General features: G+C 69.3%; 18 protein-coding genes. 8 read left to right on the top strand and 10 right to left on the bottom strand.

Going from position 1 to position 18,693, the window contains the following annotated elements:
* The first annotated feature begins 230 nt into the window (after nt 1-230).
* The 3 genes from EDD92_RS34720 to EDD92_RS34710 all read left to right on the top strand — a co-directional run bounded on the left by EDD92_RS34720 (nt 231) and on the right by EDD92_RS34710 (nt 1,706).
* The gene (locus EDD92_RS34720; RefSeq protein ID WP_123967950.1) at nt 231-788 is read left to right on the top strand and encodes a DUF6082 family protein; all 558 of its coding nucleotides are present in this window, start codon (nt 231-233) and stop codon (nt 786-788) included.
* Nucleotides 789-1,058: 270 nt separating this feature from the next.
* Entirely contained in the window at nt 1,059-1,298 is a 240-nt protein-coding gene (locus EDD92_RS34715) for a hypothetical protein (protein WP_185124468.1), read from the top strand.
* Nucleotides 1,299-1,469: 171 nt separating this feature from the next.
* Nucleotides 1,470-1,706, top strand: a complete 237-nt coding sequence (locus tag EDD92_RS34710) for a hypothetical protein (protein WP_123970678.1) — start codon at nt 1,470-1,472, stop codon at nt 1,704-1,706.
* A 73-nt stretch (nt 1,707-1,779) separates the two neighbouring features.
* Here the strand turns inward: EDD92_RS34710 and EDD92_RS34705 are convergent, their stop codons facing one another.
* The gene (locus EDD92_RS34705) at nt 1,780-2,967 is read right to left on the bottom strand and encodes a citrate synthase/methylcitrate synthase (RefSeq protein ID WP_123967949.1); all 1,188 of its coding nucleotides are present in this window, start codon (nt 2,965-2,967) and stop codon (nt 1,780-1,782) included.
* A 110-nt stretch (nt 2,968-3,077) separates the two neighbouring features.
* On the opposite strand from EDD92_RS34705, the gene EDD92_RS34700 reads away from it, so the two are divergent.
* The 4 genes from EDD92_RS34700 (at nt 3,078) to EDD92_RS34685 (ending at nt 7,796) form a co-directional block, all read left to right on the top strand.
* Complete coding sequence (locus EDD92_RS34700) at nt 3,078-4,331, top strand: citrate synthase (RefSeq protein WP_123967948.1); 1,254 nt, start codon at nt 3,078-3,080, stop codon at nt 4,329-4,331.
* A 75-nt stretch (nt 4,332-4,406) separates the two neighbouring features.
* Nucleotides 4,407-5,348: a sucrase ferredoxin gene (locus EDD92_RS34695; protein ID WP_123967947.1), complete on the top strand. Its 942-nt coding sequence runs from the start codon at nt 4,407-4,409 to the stop codon at nt 5,346-5,348.
* Nucleotides 5,349-5,448: 100 nt separating this feature from the next.
* Nucleotides 5,449-7,119, top strand: coding sequence for a sensor histidine kinase (locus EDD92_RS34690; protein WP_123967946.1), 1,671 nt, complete (start codon nt 5,449-5,451; stop codon nt 7,117-7,119).
* Nucleotides 7,116-7,796, top strand: a complete 681-nt coding sequence (locus EDD92_RS34685; protein WP_123967945.1) for a response regulator — start codon at nt 7,116-7,118, stop codon at nt 7,794-7,796. Before EDD92_RS34690 ends, EDD92_RS34685 begins: the two co-directional genes overlap by 4 nt.
* Before the next feature lie 55 nt (nt 7,797-7,851).
* On the opposite strand, the gene EDD92_RS34680 is transcribed toward EDD92_RS34685, so the two are convergent.
* The 3 genes from EDD92_RS34680 to EDD92_RS34670 form a co-directional block, all read right to left on the bottom strand.
* Nucleotides 7,852-8,904 (bottom strand): ABC transporter substrate-binding protein, encoded by a 1,053-nt coding sequence (locus EDD92_RS34680; protein ID WP_123967944.1) that lies wholly within the window; start codon nt 8,902-8,904, stop codon nt 7,852-7,854.
* Nucleotides 8,905-8,971: 67 nt separating this feature from the next.
* Nucleotides 8,972-9,844, bottom strand: a complete 873-nt coding sequence (locus EDD92_RS34675) for an ABC transporter permease (RefSeq protein WP_123967943.1) — start codon at nt 9,842-9,844, stop codon at nt 8,972-8,974.
* A complete protein-coding gene (locus EDD92_RS34670; protein WP_123967942.1) occupies nt 9,834-10,649 on the bottom strand; it encodes an ABC transporter ATP-binding protein in 816 nt (271 codons plus the stop codon). The genes EDD92_RS34675 and EDD92_RS34670 overlap by 11 nt, the downstream gene beginning before the upstream one ends.
* Before the next feature lie 161 nt (nt 10,650-10,810).
* Here EDD92_RS34670 and EDD92_RS34665 point away from each other — a divergent pair, with 161 nt between their 5' ends.
* Nucleotides 10,811-11,503: a response regulator gene (locus EDD92_RS34665; RefSeq protein WP_030939537.1), complete on the top strand. Its 693-nt coding sequence runs from the start codon at nt 10,811-10,813 to the stop codon at nt 11,501-11,503.
* 90 nt (nt 11,504-11,593) lie between these two features.
* On the opposite strand, the gene EDD92_RS34660 is transcribed toward EDD92_RS34665, so the two are convergent.
* The 6 genes from EDD92_RS34660 to EDD92_RS34635 all read right to left on the bottom strand — a co-directional run bounded on the left by EDD92_RS34660 (nt 11,594) and on the right by EDD92_RS34635 (nt 18,501).
* Nucleotides 11,594-13,186, bottom strand: coding sequence for a cation acetate symporter (locus EDD92_RS34660; RefSeq protein WP_123967941.1), 1,593 nt, complete (start codon nt 13,184-13,186; stop codon nt 11,594-11,596).
* Entirely contained in the window at nt 13,183-13,746 is a 564-nt protein-coding gene (locus EDD92_RS34655; protein WP_123967940.1) for a DUF485 domain-containing protein, read from the bottom strand. Before EDD92_RS34655 ends, EDD92_RS34660 begins: the two co-directional genes overlap by 4 nt.
* Nucleotides 13,747-13,815: 69 nt before the next feature.
* Nucleotides 13,816-14,499: a response regulator transcription factor gene (locus EDD92_RS34650; protein WP_123967939.1), complete on the bottom strand. Its 684-nt coding sequence runs from the start codon at nt 14,497-14,499 to the stop codon at nt 13,816-13,818.
* Entirely contained in the window at nt 14,496-15,647 is a 1,152-nt protein-coding gene (locus tag EDD92_RS34645) for a sensor histidine kinase (RefSeq protein ID WP_123967938.1), read from the bottom strand. The genes EDD92_RS34650 and EDD92_RS34645 overlap by 4 nt, the downstream gene beginning before the upstream one ends.
* On the bottom strand, nt 15,644-16,168 hold the full coding sequence (locus tag EDD92_RS34640) for a DUF1453 family protein (protein ID WP_123967937.1): 525 nt from the start codon (nt 16,166-16,168) through the stop codon (nt 15,644-15,646). Before EDD92_RS34640 ends, EDD92_RS34645 begins: the two co-directional genes overlap by 4 nt.
* Nucleotides 16,169-16,377: 209 nt before the next feature.
* On the bottom strand, nt 16,378-18,501 hold the full coding sequence (locus EDD92_RS34635) for a type IIA DNA topoisomerase subunit B (protein ID WP_123967936.1): 2,124 nt from the start codon (nt 18,499-18,501) through the stop codon (nt 16,378-16,380).
* Between the last annotated feature and the right edge of the window lie 192 nt (nt 18,502-18,693).

Genomic DNA, 18,693 nt, shown 5'->3' with positions numbered 1-18,693 from the left:
TAATCACCGCGAAGTGAACGATTGTTAGCAGCACTTGCGGGGCAGACGTTGGGCAAGGCGCCGGAGCGTGCGACCCTCGCTTCCCTCCGTGCGCCTCCTCTCCGCCTCCCTGCCGATCAGAGCCGCTCGGCACCCTGGGAGACGGCAAGCGCCGCCCACCGCTCGCCGGTCCCCATCAGTCGACCCGCATTCCGACGACCGGCGGACGGCCGCCTGACTCGGGGGTTGACATGGCCACACGGAACTTTGGGCTTCGGGGGCTGAGGGCCGTCGCGTCGGCAGGTGTGGGCCTGGCGGCGGGCGCCGCCGTCACGCTGGCCGCACAGCGACCCGCTCTCCATGCCTTGCGCACACGGATCGAGCATCTGGAACAAGCCGCTCAGACGCAGCGCCAGACCAACTTCGCCCACCAGCAGCGCCTGCACTGGGAGCTGCTGAGCAAGGCCATGGACGATCCGGACCTGGCCGAGGTGCTGGACGGCTACAACGGGACCGTTCCACCCCGGAAGCAGCGGCAGTTCCTCTTCGCCAACGCCCTGTACACCAACTTGTTCTGCTACTACCGCATGGGCAACATCTCGCGCGAGGAGTTCTTCGGCTTCGCTCGGGCCATGCTGCAAAATCCGCTGTTCCGCGAGTATTGGTATGCAACCCGTCCGCATCGGGCAACGCTGATCGGCACATCGGATGAGGCCACACTCGGCCGCATGGTTGACGAACTTCTGACCCAACTGGAGGAAACGGACATCGACGAGTGGTGGGTGGTCGGAGAGCCGCCGCCCGAGTAGCCCCAGCCGTATCTCGTCACCGGGGGCGTGAAACACCCCTGCACGCCACCCTCCTGAGCGCATCACACGGTTGGGCGGTAACAAACCAGTAAACCGCCGCGTTTCCCCAGGTGCCAACAAGGTTGACTACTGCGCATCCTGCGAAACGGGTCGATCCCCGCGACCGCCAACCTCGCCGCCCGGTTGTCGAGACCACGGCCCCACCGGGCCGTATCGCGCCGCGCTGCACCAGTGCGCACCCAGCTCGAGACCAAAGGGAACATCAGAACAGTGAGCCAGATCATCCGTCGGATTGGTACACCGCCCAGCGCCCGGGGAAGCGCATCAGGGTGCAATTGTCCCGATATCTTCGAACTCTCCGACGGAAGGTTCGCCGTCATCGGCACGGACGTCACCGACGAACTCGACGCCCAGCTCCCTGCCGACGCCTCCAGAGCCGACTACGAACGCATTGTCGTGGTCACCCGCGAGACCCTCATTCACGCCAAGGCCGACATCCCCGAGGCATAGCCCACGGGGTCGTTCTCTCCGTACACTCGATCGTTCAGTCAGCCTGTCTTCGTTTGCACTTCAACGCCCGCGGATGCCCTGCCGCCCTGCACTGCAGGGCATGCGCCGGCGCCAACACCATGGCCTCGAGGTCATCGCTTCAAGGCCACTGCCTGAAAGGCCTGGACAATGGTGGCAATCGTACGGCGGATCGGCGACTCTCCCCTTACGCGCGGCAGCATGTCGGGACAGAGCTGCCCCGACATCTTCGAACTCAGCGACGGCAACTACGCAGTCATTGGAACGGAAGCCACGGCAGAGCTGGAGGCCGAACTGCCTTCCGACGCCTCCAAGGCCGACTACGAACGCATTGTGGTCATCAGCCGGGAGACGCTGATCCGAGCCCGCAAGGACATTCCTCTCAGCTGACGCCAGTGAGGGCTGCTCCATGCAGTCGCCCGGCGGTCGCGGTCGCCGTCGCATCATCGGGTTCGGCCTCAGCTCATGCTGCCGGACCCGCCCCGCCGGGCTCACCCGGCACCGCCACCGGCGCCTCCGCCCCCACATACCGCGCCACCGGCCGGATGATCTTCGAGTCCTCCGCCTGTTCCAGGATGTTCGCGCTCCAGCCGACCATCCGGGCCGCCGCGAACGTCGGCGTGAACATCTCGCGGGGCAGACCGCACAGTTCCATGACCACGCCCGCGTAGAACTCGACGTTCGTGTGGAGTTCGCGGCCGGGCTTCAGTTCCGCCAGGATCGTCTCGACGTGACGCTCGACCTCCACAGCGAACTCCACGCGCGGCCCACCGAAGCTCTGGGCCACCTCGCGGAGCATCCGGGAACGGGGGTCCTCGGTGCGGTAGACGGGGTGGCCGAAGCCCATGATGCGGTCGCCGGCGAGGACGCGTTCACGGATCCAGGGGTCGATACGGTCCGGGGTGCCGATCGCGTCCAGAGTGTCCAGCGCCCGGCTGGGCGCACCACCGTGCAACGGACCGGAGAGCGCCCCCACGGCTCCGACCAGGCACGCGGCAACGTCCGCTCCCGTCGAAGCGATGACTCGCGCCGTGAAGGTTGATGCATTGAAGCCATGATCAATGGTTGAGATCAAGTACTGCTCGACCGCCCGCGCCCGCTTCGGCTCCGGCACCGAACCCGTCAGCATGTAGAGGTAGTTGGCCGCATAGGAGAGGTCGTCCCGGGGCTCCACCGGTTCGAGACCCCGGCCCAGCCGGTGCAACGCCGTGAGCAGGGTCGGTACGGCCGCGGCCGCCACGAGGGTGTGCTGACGGCGATCGGCCGCGTCGATGTCGTACACCGGCCGGAAGCCCTTCGCCGCGCCGAGCAACGACAGCGCGGTGCGCATGCCGGCCAGCGGACCCGAGCGCCCGCTCGCCGCCGCAATGGCGGGCAGGGCCGCCCGCACCTCGTCGGGCAGCCGGCGCAGGGCCGCCGTCCCGGAGACGAAGGCCGCACGCTGCGCCTCGTCCGGCAGTACGCCGTGGACCAGGAGATGCCAGACGTCCTCGAAGCCACGGGTCTGCGCGAGTTCGACGGCCGAGTACTGGCGGTAGTGGTAGAAGCCCTCGAGCCCCCGGACGTCGCCGATCTCGGTGTCGGTGACGACGACGCCGGCGAGCCCCCGCGGCACGTCGACGGTGGCGGCTGCTGACCTGTTGACGGACATGATTTCCTCCCTGGACTTGATTCAACTGTCGATGCTTGACTAAATCTCTGTCAATATTGATTGAATCAATGCTTTGAATCCATGCGTCGTGATGCGGATACGGTGACCCCATGCGCGATCAAGACCCTCCCGCCGGTCACGCCGAACGCCGGCTGACCACCAAGGAAGCCGCCGAACTGCTGGGCGTGAAGCCCGAGACCGTGTACGCGTACGTGAGCCGCGGCCAGCTCAGCAGCCGACGCGTGCCCGGCGGCCGGGGCAGCACCTTCGACGTCAAGGAGGTGGAGGCACTCGCCCGGCGCAACAGACGGGAGAGCAGCGGGAGTTCACCGTCGGGCGGCGAACTCTCCGTGCGAACCCGCATCACGCTCATCGAGACGGACCGGTACTTCTTCCGCGGCGTCGACGCCACCGAACTGGCCACGCGCCACTCCTACGAAGAGGTCGCCGAGTGGCTGTGGACCGGCCGGCTGCACCCCGGCACCGCGTTCACCGCACCCGAGTCCTCCGTCGCCGTGGCCCGCCGCGCCGTCGACGCGCTGCCCGAACACACCAGCCCGACCGACCGGTTGCGCGTTGCGGCGATCGCCGCCGCGGTGGCGGACCCGCTGCGCTTCGACCTCTCCGAGGACGCCGTGCTGGCCACAGCACGAACCCTCATCCCCACCCTGGTCGCGGCCCTGCCGCCGGCCCGGCGCGGTCACCGGGACGAGGGTCCGCTGGCGCACCGTCTGTGGACGCGGCTGAGCGGAGTCGACCCCGACGAGACCTCGCTGCGTGCGCTGGACACCGCGCTCGCCCTCCTCGTCGACCACGACCTCGCCGCCTCGACGCTTGCCGTGCGCGTCGCCGCCTCGGCCCGCGCCCACGCCTACGCGGCCGTCTCCGCCGGGCTCGGCGTGCTGGAAGGCCCCCTGCACGGAGCTGCCAGCGGCCTCGCCCACCGGCTGCTGCTCGACGTGCTGGACGAGGGCAACGCGGCCCCCGTCATCGCGGAAGAGCTGCGGGCGGGCCGCCGCATTCCGGGACTCGGCCACCGGCTCTACTCCGGCGAGGACCCACGGGCGCGTGTCCTGTTCGACCTTCTGGCGGAGATCCCCCGAGCCGCTCCGGCCCTCGCCGCAGCCCGCGACATCGTGGCCACCAGCGCCCGCCACACCTCGCTGCATGCCAACGTCGACCTGGCCCTGGCCGTGCTCACCGCGTCCTCGGGCATGCCCTCCACCGCCGGCGAGACGATCTTCGCCGTGGCACGTACGGCGGGCTGGATCGCCCACGCACTCGAGGAGTACGGGGAACGCCCGCTGCGCATGCGGCCCAGTGGACACTACGTCGGCCCGAAGCCGCCCCAACCGCTGCCGTAGAGGATCGGCCCCGGCGGCGAGGACACCGACGCGGCCGGAAGTCGCTGTGAGCCGAGTCAGGTTAGGCTCACCTCTGTGAGTACGTGCTCAACCGTCTCCCGGGTGCTCGACGAGCCCCTTTCGGGAACCGCGGCCACCGCGAGGACCTGGCTGCTGCTGGAGCAGCCGGGCCCCTGGGGCGCCACGGCGCTCACTTCGAGCCACCTCGATCCGGCACTCGGCCGCGCCCTGGAAGCGGCCGCGAAGGGCACAGGCGTACGCATCGCACTGATCCGCCGCCCGGGACGCCACGCCGACTGCGGCACTCCCACCACGCGGCAGGTGTACGCGGCCCATACCGCACCCGGCAACGCATGGCTGCACTCCGCCACGGTCCGCGATCCGCGGGCTCTGCTCGACCTCGACTTCGGGGCGCTCGGCGGGGGCGAGCACCACACCTTCGACTCGGCACTCGGTGCCGGACCGGACGCCGGTGGTCCGCTCGCGCTCGTCTGCACCAACGGCAAGCGCGACCGCTGCTGTGCGCTGCTCGGCCGCCCGCTCGCGGCCGAGCTCGCCGCCTCCGAGGTGGAGGGGGTCTGGGAGGTCACTCATCTGGGTGGCCATCGCTTCTCGCCCACGCTGCTCGTCCTTCCGTACGGCTACGCGTACGGCCGCGCCGAGGCCCGCGCCGTCATGGAGGTCCTGCACGGCGTCCAGGAAGGACGGATCGTCGTGGAGGGCTGCCGCGGGAGCTCCGCCTGGGAGCGGCCCGGTCAGGCGGCCGAGCTGGCCGTGCGCACCGCCGCGCGCGAGTACGCCGCGGATGCCCTGAGCGTCGTACGAACGGACGGAGCTGCGCCGCGCTGGCAGGTGACCGTCGTCCACGCGGACGGACGCCGGTGGCGCGTCGAGGTGGCCCAGGGCGCCTCCCTGCCGCCCCGCGCGGAGAGCTGCGGAACGTCGATTCTCGGTTCACCTGCGCATATGGAGGTCTTGGCGGTGCACGAGCTGCGCACGACCGCGCTCGCGAGTTGACCCGCTGATCAATGCTTCGTCCCGCTCGGTTCGGCATTGATCAAGAGATGCATGCCACACCCCTACGGCAGTTCCGGCACGTCCACGTACCGTCGTGGGTATGAGCCCCACTCCCCCCGCACGCCGTCTGCGCCTCGGTCTGCCGAAGCGGGTGTTCTCGCAGGTGCTGCTGATGCAGGTGGCGATCGCCGCGGGAGTCGCGGTGCTCGCGACCGGGTTGTTCCTGGCACCGTTGAGCAAGCAGCTCGACCAGGAGGCGATGCGCCGGGCGCTGGCCATCGCCGAGACCACGGCGCAGAACCCGCAGATCGCCGAGGGGGTCCTGCACACCCCGCCGACCAGGAACGGCCCGGTGCAGAAGGAGGCCGAGCGGATCCGGCGGGCCACACACGCCGAGTACATCGTGGTGCTGAACCGGAAGAAGGTGCGCTGGTCGCACCCCACGGCGTCGGAGATAGGCCACATTGTCTCCACCAGCCCCCGCGACGCCCTGGCCGGCAAAGAGGTCATGGAAATCGACAGCGGCACCCTGGGCCGCTCGGCCCGCGGCAAGGTGCCGCTGCGGGACTCCAACGGCAAGATCATCGGTGCGGTCTCCGTCGGGATCAAGTACGACAGCGTGCGGGCCGACCTCATCGGCGCGATCCCTGGGCTGCTCGCCTACGCCGGCGGCGCACTGGCGGTCGGTGCACTGGCCGCCTGGCTGATCTCGCGGCGGGTCCAGCGGCAGACCCGCGACCTTGCCTTCTCCGACATATCGGCGCTGCTCGCGGAGCGCGAGGCGATGCTGCACGGCATCCGGGAGGGCGTCGTCGCCCTGGACCGGGCCGGCCGGATACGCCTCCTCAACGACGAGGCACACCGGCTGCTGAGCATCGAGGCAGACGCCGTCGGCCGGCCCCCCGACGAGGCGCTCGGGGAAGGGCGTACGGCCGACATCCTGGCCGGCCGGGTGACGGGCACCGACCTGCTCACCGTTCGTGGTCAGCGCGTCCTGGTCGCCAACCGCATGCCGACCGACGACGGCGGCGCCGTGGCCACCCTGCGCGACCGCACCGAACTGGAGCAGCTCGGCCGGGAACTCGACTCGACGCGCGGCCTGATCGACGCCCTGCGCGCCCAGGACCACGAGCACGCCAACCGTATGCACACGCTCCTGGGGCTGCTCGAACTGGAGATGTACGACGACGCCGTGGAGTTCGTCGGCGAGGTGGTCGGCGACCACCGGGTCACGGCGGAACAGGTCACCGAGAAGATCCAGGACCCGCTGATCGCCGCTCTCCTGGTCGGCAAGGCGACGGTCGCAGCCGAGCGCGGTGTCGCCCTGTGGGTCTCGGACCGGACGCGGCTTCCGGACCGGTTGATCGACCCCAGGGGGCTCGTCACGATCGTCGGGAACCTGGTGGACAACGCGCTCGACGCGGTCGCGGGCACCCTCCACGCGCGCGTGGAGGTCGAATTGCGAGCCGAAGGGCGTACCGCCGTCCTCAGGGTGCGCGACACCGGTCCCGGAATCCCGGCGGAACAACACGAGTTGATCTTCACTGACGGGTGGTCCACGAAGGAGCCGCCCGCACACCGCAAGCGCGGCATCGGCCTGTCCATGGTGCGCAGGCTCGCGGAGCGGCAGGGCGGCAGCGCGACGGTGGGTGAAGCGGACGGTGGCGGGGCGGAGTTCACCGTCGTCCTGCCGGAAGCACTGACCGAGCCGGCACCGGAGCCCGCCCTGACCGCCACCACGGACACGACCGTGAGGGAGGAGTCGCGATGATCGAGGTCCTGGTCGTGGACGACGACATGAGGGTCGCGCGCGTCAACGCCGCCTACGTCGAGAAGGTGCCGGGCTTCCACGTCGCCGGCGAGGCGCACAGCGCCGCTGAGGCCCTCAGTCAGCTGGAGACGCTGCCCCGTCTGGACCTGGTCCTCATGGATCACTACCTGCCTGACGAGACGGGTCTTGCGGTCGTCCAGGAGATGCGACGGCGCGGCCACCAGACCGACGTGATCATGGTGACGGCGGCTCGTGACGTGTCGACCGTGCAGGCCGCGATGCGGCACGGCGCGCTGCAGTACCTGGTCAAGCCGTTCGCCTTCGCGGGCCTGCGCGCCAAGCTCGAGGCGTATGCGGAGCTGCGCCGCACGCTCGACGGCGGCGGTGAGGCGGAGCAGGCAGAGGTGGACCGCATCTTCGGCGCCCTGTCGGCCTCTTCGGAGCCGGGGCTGCCCAAGGGCCACTCCCCCACCACCGCGGAGCTCGTACGTCAGTCCCTGATGAGCGCCGAAGGCCCGCTGTCGGCCCAGGAGATCGCCGACCGGACCGGCGTGAGCCGCCAGACCGCCCAGCGCTACCTGAAGCTCCTGGAGCGCACGGGACGGGCCCGGCTCACCCTGAAATACGGCGACGCGGGCCGCCCTGAACACCGTTACGTGTGGGCGACCCGCGCCTGAGGGCACGGCCGGTGGGGGCGGGGGAAGGGGCCGTGCCCCTTCCCTACATACGGATTCAGCCCGCGGCCTTCTCCACGAACTCGGTGGTGAACGTCTTGCTCAGATCGATCTTGGCGTTCTTGATGTTGGGGTTGAACGCCTTGAGGACCTTCTCGACGGTCTCGGGGCCGGCCTTGGGCATGACGCCGTCCTTGGTGAACATCGGCAGCGTGCTCTCGATGGCTGCCGCGTACAGCATCTTGTTGCCCTGCGAGTAGTCGGCGGGCATCTTGTCGGCGATCTGCGTCGCGCTGTGGGTGGACATCCACTTGAGCGTCTTGACGAATGCATTGGCCAACTTCTGGACGGTGTCCTTGTGACTGTTGACCCAGTCCGTCTGCATGTACAGGCTTGATGACGGGTACGGGCCGCCGAGCGCCTCCTGGGAGCCCTCAGGGGTGCGCATGTCGAGCAGAACCTTGCCCGCCTTCTTGTCCAGGACGGTGGCGACGGTCGGGTCGGTCGTCATGCCGCCGTCGATGGCACCCTTCTGGAGCGCCGCGATGAAGGTCGGTCCCGCTCCGACCGCGACCGGCGTGAAGTCGCTGACGTTCACCCCGTTCTTGACGGCAAGGTACTTGGTGAGGAAGTCGGTCGACGAGCCGAGACTGGTGATGCCGAGCTTCTTGCCCTTGAAGTCCTTGGGTGACTTGATGTCGCCCGCCGCCTTGCTGGAGACGATCTCCACCTCGCCGGGCGCGTGCGAGAACTGCACCACGGACTCCACGGCCTTGTCCTTGGTCTGCAGGTCGAGGGTGTGGTCGTAGAAGCCGACAGCCCCCTGGACCTGACCGGAGACGAGCGCGGTCTCGGCCTGCACACCGGCGGGCTCGCTCAGCAGCTCCACGTCGAGGCCCTCGGCGTCGAAGTAGCCGAGCCGCTGGGAGAGCATGGCGGGCAGGTAGATGACCTTGTCGAGGCCGCCGACCATGATCTTGACCTTCGTCCCCTTGCCGTCGCCCTTGCTGGTGGAGGTGGTGCTGGCCGCGTCGTTGGCACAGGCGGTGAGGGAGGAAAGGGCGAGCAGGCCGACGGTGGCCAGGGTGGTGTATCTGGCGGACTTGCGCATGAGGGTTCACGTCCTTGTGAGAGTGGCGGTGCGGGGAGGGAAAGCGGACCCAAGAGGGCGGCCGGTGCTAGGAGTTCGTCGGCTTCCAGCGGAAGACGCGGTGCTCGACGAAGGTGAGCAGTCCCTCGGCCGCCAGCGCGACGACGGCGAGGATGACCATGGCGGCGTACACACCGGCCGGGTTGAAGGTGTTCTGGGACTGCGAGACGAGCAGGCCGATGCCCTTGGTGGCACCGATGTATTCGCCGACGATGGCGCCGATGAGCGCGAAACCGAAGCTGACGTGGAGGCTGGTGAAGATCCACGAAGTGGCCGACGGGATGACGACCTGAAGGGTCACCCGACGGTCGCTGGCGCCCAGGATGCGGGCGTTGGCGACCAGGTTCCGGTCCACCTCGCGGGCGCCCTGGAAGGCGTTGAAGAAGACCGGGAAGAAGACGAGGACGACGGCAGAGGCGACTTTGGAGGCCGGGCCGAGGCCGAACCAGATCAGGAAGATCGGAGCGAGGATGATCCTCGGCATCGAGTTGAGCACCTTGATGTATGGACCAAGGACATCGGCGAGAAAGGTGATCCGCCCCAGCGCAATCCCGAGGACCACACCGGCGGCCACACCGAGCACCCAGCCGAGCAGTGCCTCGTAGAGCGTGTACCAGATCTGCTCCCCCAGGGACCCCTGCGCCGTTCCGTGCATCACCCAGGTCCAGATCTGGTCCCAGATCTTCGAGGGCATCGAGAAGTTGAACGGATCGATGATCTTCGAGCGGGAGAGCGCCTCCCACAGGCCAAGGACGGCGACCAGGAGCAGTACGCGGGTGACCGTGACAACGATCTTGCGTCTGCGGGCGGCACGCGCGCGTGAGTGCGTACGGCTCGTCCTGCTGCCGGGCTCGCTCACGGTCGGTGCGACCTGCGCCTCGGGCATGACATCAGGCGACATTGGCGGCACCCCTCTCACGGGTGATCCGGACCTCTTCGCCGAGGGACTCCCAGATCTCGCGGTAGATCTCGATGAACCGCGGCTCCAGACGCACCGACTCGACCTTGCGCGGCCGCGGCAGGTCGATGTCGTAGACCTGCTTCACAGTGGCCGGGCCGGCCGTCATGACGACGACCTTGTCGGCCAGCGCGATGGACTCCTCCAGGTCGTGTGTGACGAAGACCACGGAGGCCCCGGTGCCCTCCCACAGTTCGAGCAGCTCGTCCGACATCAGCGCCCTGGTCTGCACGTCGAGCGCCGAGAAGGGCTCGTCCATCAGCAGGATTTCGGGGTCGTTGACGAAGGTCGCGGCGAGCGCGACGCGCTTGCGCTGGCCGCCGGAAAGCTGGTGCGGGTAGCGGTCCTCGAAGGCGGCGAGCCCGACCCGGGCCAGCCACTCGCGCGCCTTCTCCTTCGCCTCCGACTTGGGCACACCGCGAAAACGCGGGCCGGCCATGACGTTCGACAGCACGGTGCGCCAGGGGAAGGTGGCGTCCTGCTGGAAGACGAAACCGACCTTGTCGCCGACGCCGCGAACCGGCTCTCCGGCGACCAGCACCTCGCCCTCGCTGGGCTCCTCCAACCCGCTGACCAGGGTCAACGTGGTCGACTTGCCGCAGCCCGTGGGGCCGACGACCGCCACGAACTCGCCGCGCCCGACCGTGAGGTCCAGTTCCCTGACGGCCGTGTGCAGACCCCCCGACGGGGTCCTGAAGATCTTGCTCGCGCCCCGTAGCTGGATGGCGGGGCTGGTGTCTGCGCTCATGGCCGGGGACGGTAGATGTGGCCCGGGCCACAGCAGCAGCCTTGTGAGCGCATGCCGTTCTTTTGCTTGCAACAGCCTGTTGTGCTCGTTTTGCGCGCGCTACAACAGCGGAGCCGAAACACGGGCTTAACGCTCGCCAGGCCTTGACAGAAAGAGGCCCGATGATTGACGTCCTGGTCGTGGACGACGACTTCCGCGTTGCCGAGATCAACGCCAAGTACGTGGGAAAGGTTCCCGGCTTCCGGGTCGCCGCCCGCGCACACAGCGCTGCCCAGGCGCTGGCCAGCGTGCAGCGCGGGGCCATCGACCTGGTCCTGCTCGACCACTACCTGCCCGACCAGACAGGCCTCGAACTCGTCCACCGCATGCGGGAACAGGGCCTCGGCACGGACGTCATCATGATCACCGCGGCCAGTGACGTGGCGACCGTGCAGGCCGCGATGCGCCTCGGCGCGCTGCACTATCTGGTCAAGCCGTTCACCTTCGCCGCCCTGCGCACCCGCCTCGACTCGTACGCCGCGCTGCGCCGCACCGTCGACCGGGTCGGCGGCCGCGGCATCGCGGGCCAGGAGCAGGTGGACCGGATCTTCGGCGCCCTGCGCACTACGCCGGCGCCGTCGTCACCAGGCCTGCCCAGCGGCCACTCGGAACCGACGACCGATCTGATCTGCCGGGTCCTGCACCACGCCGAGCACCCGCTCTCGGCCCACGAGGTGGCCGCGGAGACCGGCCTGAGCCGCTCCACCGCCCAGCGTTACCTCCGCCACCTCGAACAGGCCGGCCGCCTCCGCCTCTCCCTCAAGTACGGCGACACGGGGCGCCCTGAACACCTGTACGCGTGGGTGGCGCCGTAGCCCGAAGTCTGCGCTGTGTCCCGTACGGCTGTGCGACAGGCGCACGGCGACGATGAGGCCTGCGCCCTACGACGGTGAGGGCGGCGCTCCCTACGCGGCCCCCGCCCCTGTCAGCGCCCGCACCTCGGTCTCCGCGTGCTTGGCCTCGTCGGGGACCTCGTCGGAGGTGACCGTGCCGAGCCAGCCCGCGAGGAAGCCCATCGGGATCGACACGAGGCCGGGGTTCTGGAGCGGGAAGTACTGGAAGTCGACGGCTGGGAACAGCGATTCCGGACTGCCCGAGACCACTGGCGACAGCACCACGAGGGCGAGTGCGGGGACCAGCCCGCCGTATACGGCCCACACGGCACCGCGCGTGGTGAAGCCGCGCCAGAACAGCGAGTAGAGCAGCACGGGGAGGTTCGCGGACGCGGCGACTGCGAAGGCGAGGCCCACCAGGAAGGCGACATTGAGGTCACGGGCCAGCAGGCCGAGGGCGATCGCGACCACGCCGATACCGACCGAGGCGACGCGCGCCACAGCCACTTCGCTGCGCGTCTCGGCACGGCTGCGCCGCAGTGACGCATACAGGTCGTGGGCCACGGACGCCGAGGAGGCGAGCGTGATTCCGGCGACCACCGCGAGGATGGTGGCGAAGGCGACGGCGGCGACGACCGCGAAGAGAACCGTTCCTGCGGTGGAGTTCGCACCACCGCCCAGGGCGAGCGCCAGGAGCGGGACGGCCGTGTTCCCGGCCGCGTTCGACCCGCGTACGGCATCCGGCCCCACGATCGCTGCCGCCCCGAAGCCGAGGATGATCGTCATCAGGTAGAAGCCGCCGATCAGCCCGATCGACCAGAGTGCCGAGCACCGCGCCGCCCGGGCGGTGGGCACGGTGTAGAAGCGGGACAGGATGTGCGGCAGCCCTGCCGTGCCCAGTACCAGAGCGAGCCCCAGGCTGATGAAATCGAGGCGGGCGGTCCAGTCCCCGCCGTACTTCAGCCCCGGGGCCAGGAAAGCATCGCCGTGACCACTGCGCGCGGCCGCCGTCAGCAGCAGCCGGTCGAAGTCGCCGTGGAACCGCAGCAGGACGAGCACGGTCAACGCGACCGTACCCGCGAGCAGCAGCACCGCCTTGACGATCTGGATCCAGGTGGTGGCCCGCATCCCTCCCAGCGACACATAGATCACCATGAGCGCGCCGACACCGATGACCGTCCAGGCCCGCGCGGCCGCGCTCGTACCCCCGAGCAGCAGCGCGACCAGACTGCCCGCCCCCACCATCTGCGCCACCAGATACAGGACGGACACGGTGACCGAGGAAGTTCCCGCCGCGATCCGCACGGGCCGTTCGTTCATGCGCGCCGCGACCACGTCGGCGAGCGTGAACCGCCCGCAGTTGCGCACCAGTTCGGCGACCAGGAAGAGCACCAGCAGCCAGGCGACGAGGAAGCCGACCACGTACAGCAGGCCGTCGTATCCGAACAGCGCGATGAGCCCCGTGACGCCCAGGAAGGAAGCGGCCGACATGTAGTCGCCCGCGATGGCAAAACCATTCTCCATGGGCGAGAAAAGACGTCCGCCCGCGTAGAACTCCTCCGCCGAGCCCTGCCGGTTACGGCTCACCCACGTCGTGATCGCCAGCGTGATGGCGACGAATACGCTGAACAGAAACAGCGCAAGCGTCTGATGACCGCCCGTCACAACGCACCACCCCGAACTACGCGCGTCAACTCCTGTGTGTTCCACCGCAGTTCGAGCGCGGCCCGGTCCCGGCGCAGCCGCGCATGCCGGGCGTAGGCCCACGCGAACAGAAAGGTGCTGAGGAACTGCCCGAGCCCGGCGAGCATCGCCACGTTCATGGCGCCGGCCACGGGATGCGCCATCAGCCCGGGCGCGGCGGTGGCGGTCACGAGGTACGCCAAGTACCAGACGAAAAAGACAGCGACTCCCGGCACGACAAACCTGAGGTATCTGCTGCGCACCTCCTGGAACGCCGCGCTGCGCTGCACCTCGAGATACACGTCGGCCGCAGCGGCCGCCTCGTCCTCGCTCGCCCGGCACCCAGGCCCGGCCTCGGGCACGGGTACGGGACCGCCGACGCCGTCAGACTCGCCCCACCCGGAGGCAAGTGCGTCGTACCACGGGTCGTCGTACCTCGCACCTCCCGAAGCCTCTGCGGGGGACGAGTCGTGATCGCGGTGCTCGGCCGAACCATCGGCGCCACCCCCGCTTCCGCAGGGACGACCGTTGCTTGACTGCATGCCCAAGGATGGACAGAACGGAAAGATCCCCGACTCTTCTTCTCCGCGCTCTTCACCCCATCAGGTGACTCATCCCGTCGGTGGCCGCGCGAGTCCCTTTGCATACGCGTAACGCACCGCCTGGGCACGGTCCTTGAGACCCGTCTTGGCGAAGAGGTTGTTGATGTGAGTCTTCACGGTCGCGGTGGAGACATGCAGCTTGCGGGCGATCTCCTGGTTGCTGAGGCCCTCGGCGATCAGCAGCAGCACCTCGGTCTCGCGCGCGGTGAGCCCGTCCGGCGCCTCGGTCACGGCCGGCGGCTGCGGCTCCGGGCCGGACAGCCGCTCCAGCAGCCGCCGTTGGATGCTCGGCGACAGACCGGCGTCCCCGGACAGCACGCTGTGCACGGCCCGTACGATTTCGTCCCCACCCGCGTCCTTGGTGAGATAGCCCCGTGCCCCAGCCCGCAACGCCGGGAACAAGGACTCGTCATCCGCGAACGTCGTGAGCACCACGACCTGCGTCCCGGGGTACTCCGCGCGAATGCGCCGGGTCGCCTCCACACCGTCGCAGCGCGGCATGCGCAGGTCCATCAGCACCACGTCCGGGGCGAGTTCCGCGACGAGTTGCACCGCCTCGTCCCCGTCGCCCGCGGCACCGACGACCTCGATCCCGGGCAGCAGGCCCAGCAGCATCACGATGCCCTCGCGCACCACGGTCTGGTCGTCCGCGACCACCACGCGCGCAGGCCGCTGCTCCGCCCCTTCCGTCATACGGGCACCTTCAGCGTCACCACGAACCCCTCCTCGTCCGGCCCGGCCTCCAGCGAGCCGCCCAACAGCTCGGCACGCTCGCGCATGCCCAGCAGACCGTACCCGGCGCCCGCCCCTGCGAGTTCGCCCGGCGCACCGCCGGAGTCCCTTACATCCAGCGTCACTTGATGGACGCCGTAGTCCAGCCGCATCCGCACCTCGGCCCCCGGCGCGTGCTTGCGCACGTTCGTCAGGGCTTCCTGCGCGACCCTGCGCACGGCCTGCGACGCCTCTGCGGGCAGCTGTCTGCGCTCACCCGTAATGGTGACCTCGGCACCGGCCGACGTACCGACGAGCTGCGAGAGGAAGTCCTCCAGCGGAGTCAGCTCTCCGCGCAGCGCAGAGAGAGCCTGCCTCGTCTCGTCGAGACCGTCACGGGCCATCCCCCTTGCCGCCACCACCCGCTCCAGGATCTGCTCCCGGCCGGCGCCTCGCTCGATCAGCAGCCGGGCCGCCTCGAGGTGAACGAGTTGGGCCGAGAGGCTGTGCGCCAGCACGTCATGGATCTCCCGTGCGATGCGGGCCCGCTCCGCGAGCGCCGCCGACTCCGCCTCCGCGGCCCGGGCGGCGCGCTCCTGGGCGAGCAGACGCTGGGCGCTGCCCCGGGCTTCGGCGTCGAGGCGCAGGACGTAACCGGCCAGGGCCAGGCCCGCCGTCGTGGCCGCGGTGGTCAGCCACACGTCGTTGTTGACCGCGGCGTAGGACGCGAGGGCCACGGACGCCGTCGGCAGGGCGACCGCCAGCGGCAGCCGTTCCAGCGCGGTGACGGCGCAGCCGCACCAGAGAACGAGGGCCGGTGCCCGGAAGCCCACGGCCTGGGCCCCGACGGCCAGTCCCAGGAGCAGCAGCAGGATGCCGAGGGAGGGCCAGAGCCTGTGCTGGAACGTGGTCCGGTACAGGGCCCAGGCGAGTACTCCGGCCACGACCACGCCGAGGCCACCCACGACCGTCACCCAGCCGTGGACTCGACTGCTGCTGAAGGCACCCCACAGCAGGATGGCGAGGGCGAACAATCTCACGACCCAGGCGAGCATGCGCCGAGGTCGTGAGGTGCCTGCCCGCCCGAGCGCCTCCCGCGAGGGCCAGCGCATCCAGGCGTTCTGCGTCACACGCGCTCCTTCCGCGCCGGGCGGACCACGGGGTCACCGTACGCCGTGCCCCCACCGCTCGTGGGAGCCACGGACTGCGCCCGCCAGACCAGCGTTCCGGAGCGGACCAGGAGGGTGGCCGCGAGGGCTACAAGGAGGGCGGAGCTGTCCTGATGGACGCCGAGGGCCACGCCGAGCGCGAAGAGGCCGACACGCAGGGCGATACCGACCACCCAGACAGTCACGCTCGCCTTGGTGCTCTTGCTCCACACGGTGCCGTCCGGCTCCACCCATATTCGGGTCGTCCAGGCCCATCCGGCGCCGGTGGCAAGGCCGATGAGCAGCTCGGCGCCCAGCAGGACGACCGACTCCGTGCGGTGGTGGGCGTCGACGATGCCGGGCTCACGCAGGGCCACGACGGCGAGGATCACGGGCAGCAGCCACCAGCGCCTGCCCGCACCGATCTGCTGCGCGCGAAACTGCCGCACGACTACAAGAACGACGACAGCCGCGATCGCCAGCGCATTGACGAGCCCGGACATCAGAGCCTCCGTGAGCGAAGAAGGGAGTCGGCAGCGAATGCTGTCGACTCCCTCGACGCTACGGAAATCCGCAGGTCAGCAAATCGGAGCAGGGGTGGATCGTGGGTGGACCCGCAAACCGCTGCAGGCTCCACCCACGGGTGGAGGCGACGCACGACCACCCTGGCCGCCCCAGCCGGGCCCCACCCCGGCCCAGGCGGGCGCAGCGGCTACGCGTCGATGCGCGACCGGTCCAGCGTCGCGGCCGAGCTGGAGATGAACTCCTTGCGCGGTGCCACGTCGTTGCCCATCAGCAGATCGAAGACCGTCTCTGCGGAGTCCAGATCGGAGAGGTTGATCCGGCGCAGGGTTCGGTGCCGCGGGTCCATCGTCGTCTCGGCCAGCTGGTCGGCGTCCATCTCGCCGAGGCCCTTGTACCGCTGGATGGAGTCCTTGTACCGGATGCCCTTGCTCTGGAACTCCAGCAGCTTGTCGCGCAGTTCGCGGTCCGAGTACGTGTAGACGTACTTGTCCTGGCCCTTCTTCGGCTGGACGATCTCGATGCGGTGCAGCGGCGGCACCGCGGCGAACACCCGGCCCGCCTCGACCATGGGCCGCATGTACCGGTGGAACAGCGTCAGCAGCAGGGTCCGGATGTGCGAGCCGTCCACATCGGCGTCGGTCATCATGATGATCTTGCCGTAGCGCGCCGCGTCGATGTCGAACGTCCGGCCCGAGCCGGCTCCTATGACCTGGATGATCGCGCCGCACTCGGCGTTCTTGAGCATGTCGGTCACGGACGACTTCTGGACGTTGAGGATCTTGCCGCGGATCGGCAGCAGCGCCTGGAACTCGGAGTTCCGCGCAAGCTTGGCGGTGCCGAGCGCGGAGTCCCCCTCGACGATGAACAGCTCGCTGCGGTCCACGTCGTCGCTGCGGCAGTCGGCGAGCTTCGCCGGCAGCGACGAGGACTCCAGAGCCGTCTTGCGGCGCTGGGCATCCTTGTGCTGGCGGGCCGCGATGCGCGTCCGGGCGGCGGCGACGGCCTTCTCCATGACCACGCGGGCCTGCGCGGCGGCGTCCCGCTTCGTGGAGGTCAGGAACGCCTTGAGTTCCTTGGAGATCACGGTGTTCACGATGCGCCGGGCCGCGGAGGTGCCGAGAACCTCCTTGGTCTGGCCCTCGAACTGGGGCTCGGCGAGGCGGACGGTGACGACCGCGGTGAGGCCCTCGAGGGCGTCGTCCTTGACGATGTCGTCCTCGGCGACGCGCAGCAGCTTCTTCGCGCGCAGCACCTCGTTCATCGTCTTGGTGACCGCCTGCTCGAAGCCTGCGACGTGGGTGCCTCCCTTGGGGGTGGCGATGATGTTGACGAACGACTTCAGGGTCGTGTCGTAGCCGGTGCCCCAGCGCATTGCGACGTCGACGCCGAGTTCGCGGGTGACCTCGGTGGGCGTCATCTGGCCGTGGTCGTCCAGGACCGGGACCGTCTCCTTGAAGGTGCCCTGGCCTGAGAAGCGGAGGACGTCGTTGACCGGCTTGTCGCTCGCCAGGTACTCGCAGAACTCGCTGATGCCGCCGTCGAAGCGGAAGGACTCCTCACCCTTGCTGCCGCCCTCGCCGAGCCCGAACTCGTCGCGGACGACGATGGTCAGGCCGGGCACCAGGAACGCCGTCTGACGGGCACGCTGGTGCAGGTTCTCCAGGGAGAGCTTGGCGTCCTTGAGGAAGATCTGGCGGTCGGCCCAGTAACGCACGCGCGTGCCGCTGCGGGTCTTGGGGATCCGCTTGGCCTTGCGCAGCCCGCTGGCGGCCTCGAACTTGGCGTCGGGGCCATTCGCCGCGAAGGCACCCGGCACGCCGCGGCGGAAGCTGATCGCGTGGGTGTGGCCACCGCGGTCCACCTCGACATCCAGGCGGGCCGACAGGGCGTTCACCACGGAGGCGCCCACACCGTGCAGACCGCCGGAGGCGGCGTAGGAGCCGCCGCCGAACTTGCCGCCGGCGTGCAGCTTGGTCATGACGACCTCGACACCGGAGAGGCCGGTCTTGGGCTCGACGTCGACCGGGATGCCCCGGCCGTTGTCCCGGACCTCCACCGAGCCGTCGTCGTGGAGGATCACCTCGATGTGGTCGCAGTAGTTCCCGAGAGCTTCGTCGACGGAGTTGTCGATGATCTCCCACAGGCAGTGCATCAGACCGCGGCTGTCGGTCGACCCGATGTACATGCCCGGGCGCTTGCGCACGGCCTCGAGCCCCTCGAGGACGAGCAGGTGCCGCGCGGTGTAGTTGGAACCGTCCCGGTCTGCTCCTGCCAGCAGCGCTGTGGACGGCACGGACGTCTCGGCGGTCACGCGGTTCGCTCCTCGCTGAATTTCAGGTGGGGCCCTTATGGGTAAGGGCGCGGCTTCGGTCGCCGTCAAGAGGGTACCGAGGCCTGGTAGAGCCGTTGTAACGCCACCCTCGTCTGGAGGGAAGACTAGTCCAGAGTCGCATGCATGTTCGATCCCTCGATGGAGTGAAGTACATATCACGTTCCCTTCGAG

This window comes from Streptomyces sp. TLI_185, assembly GCF_003814765.1.
In the GTDB taxonomy this organism is placed as follows: domain Bacteria; phylum Actinomycetota; class Actinomycetes; order Streptomycetales; family Streptomycetaceae; genus Streptomyces.
This window is presented reverse-complemented; position numbering and strand designations above follow the sequence as displayed.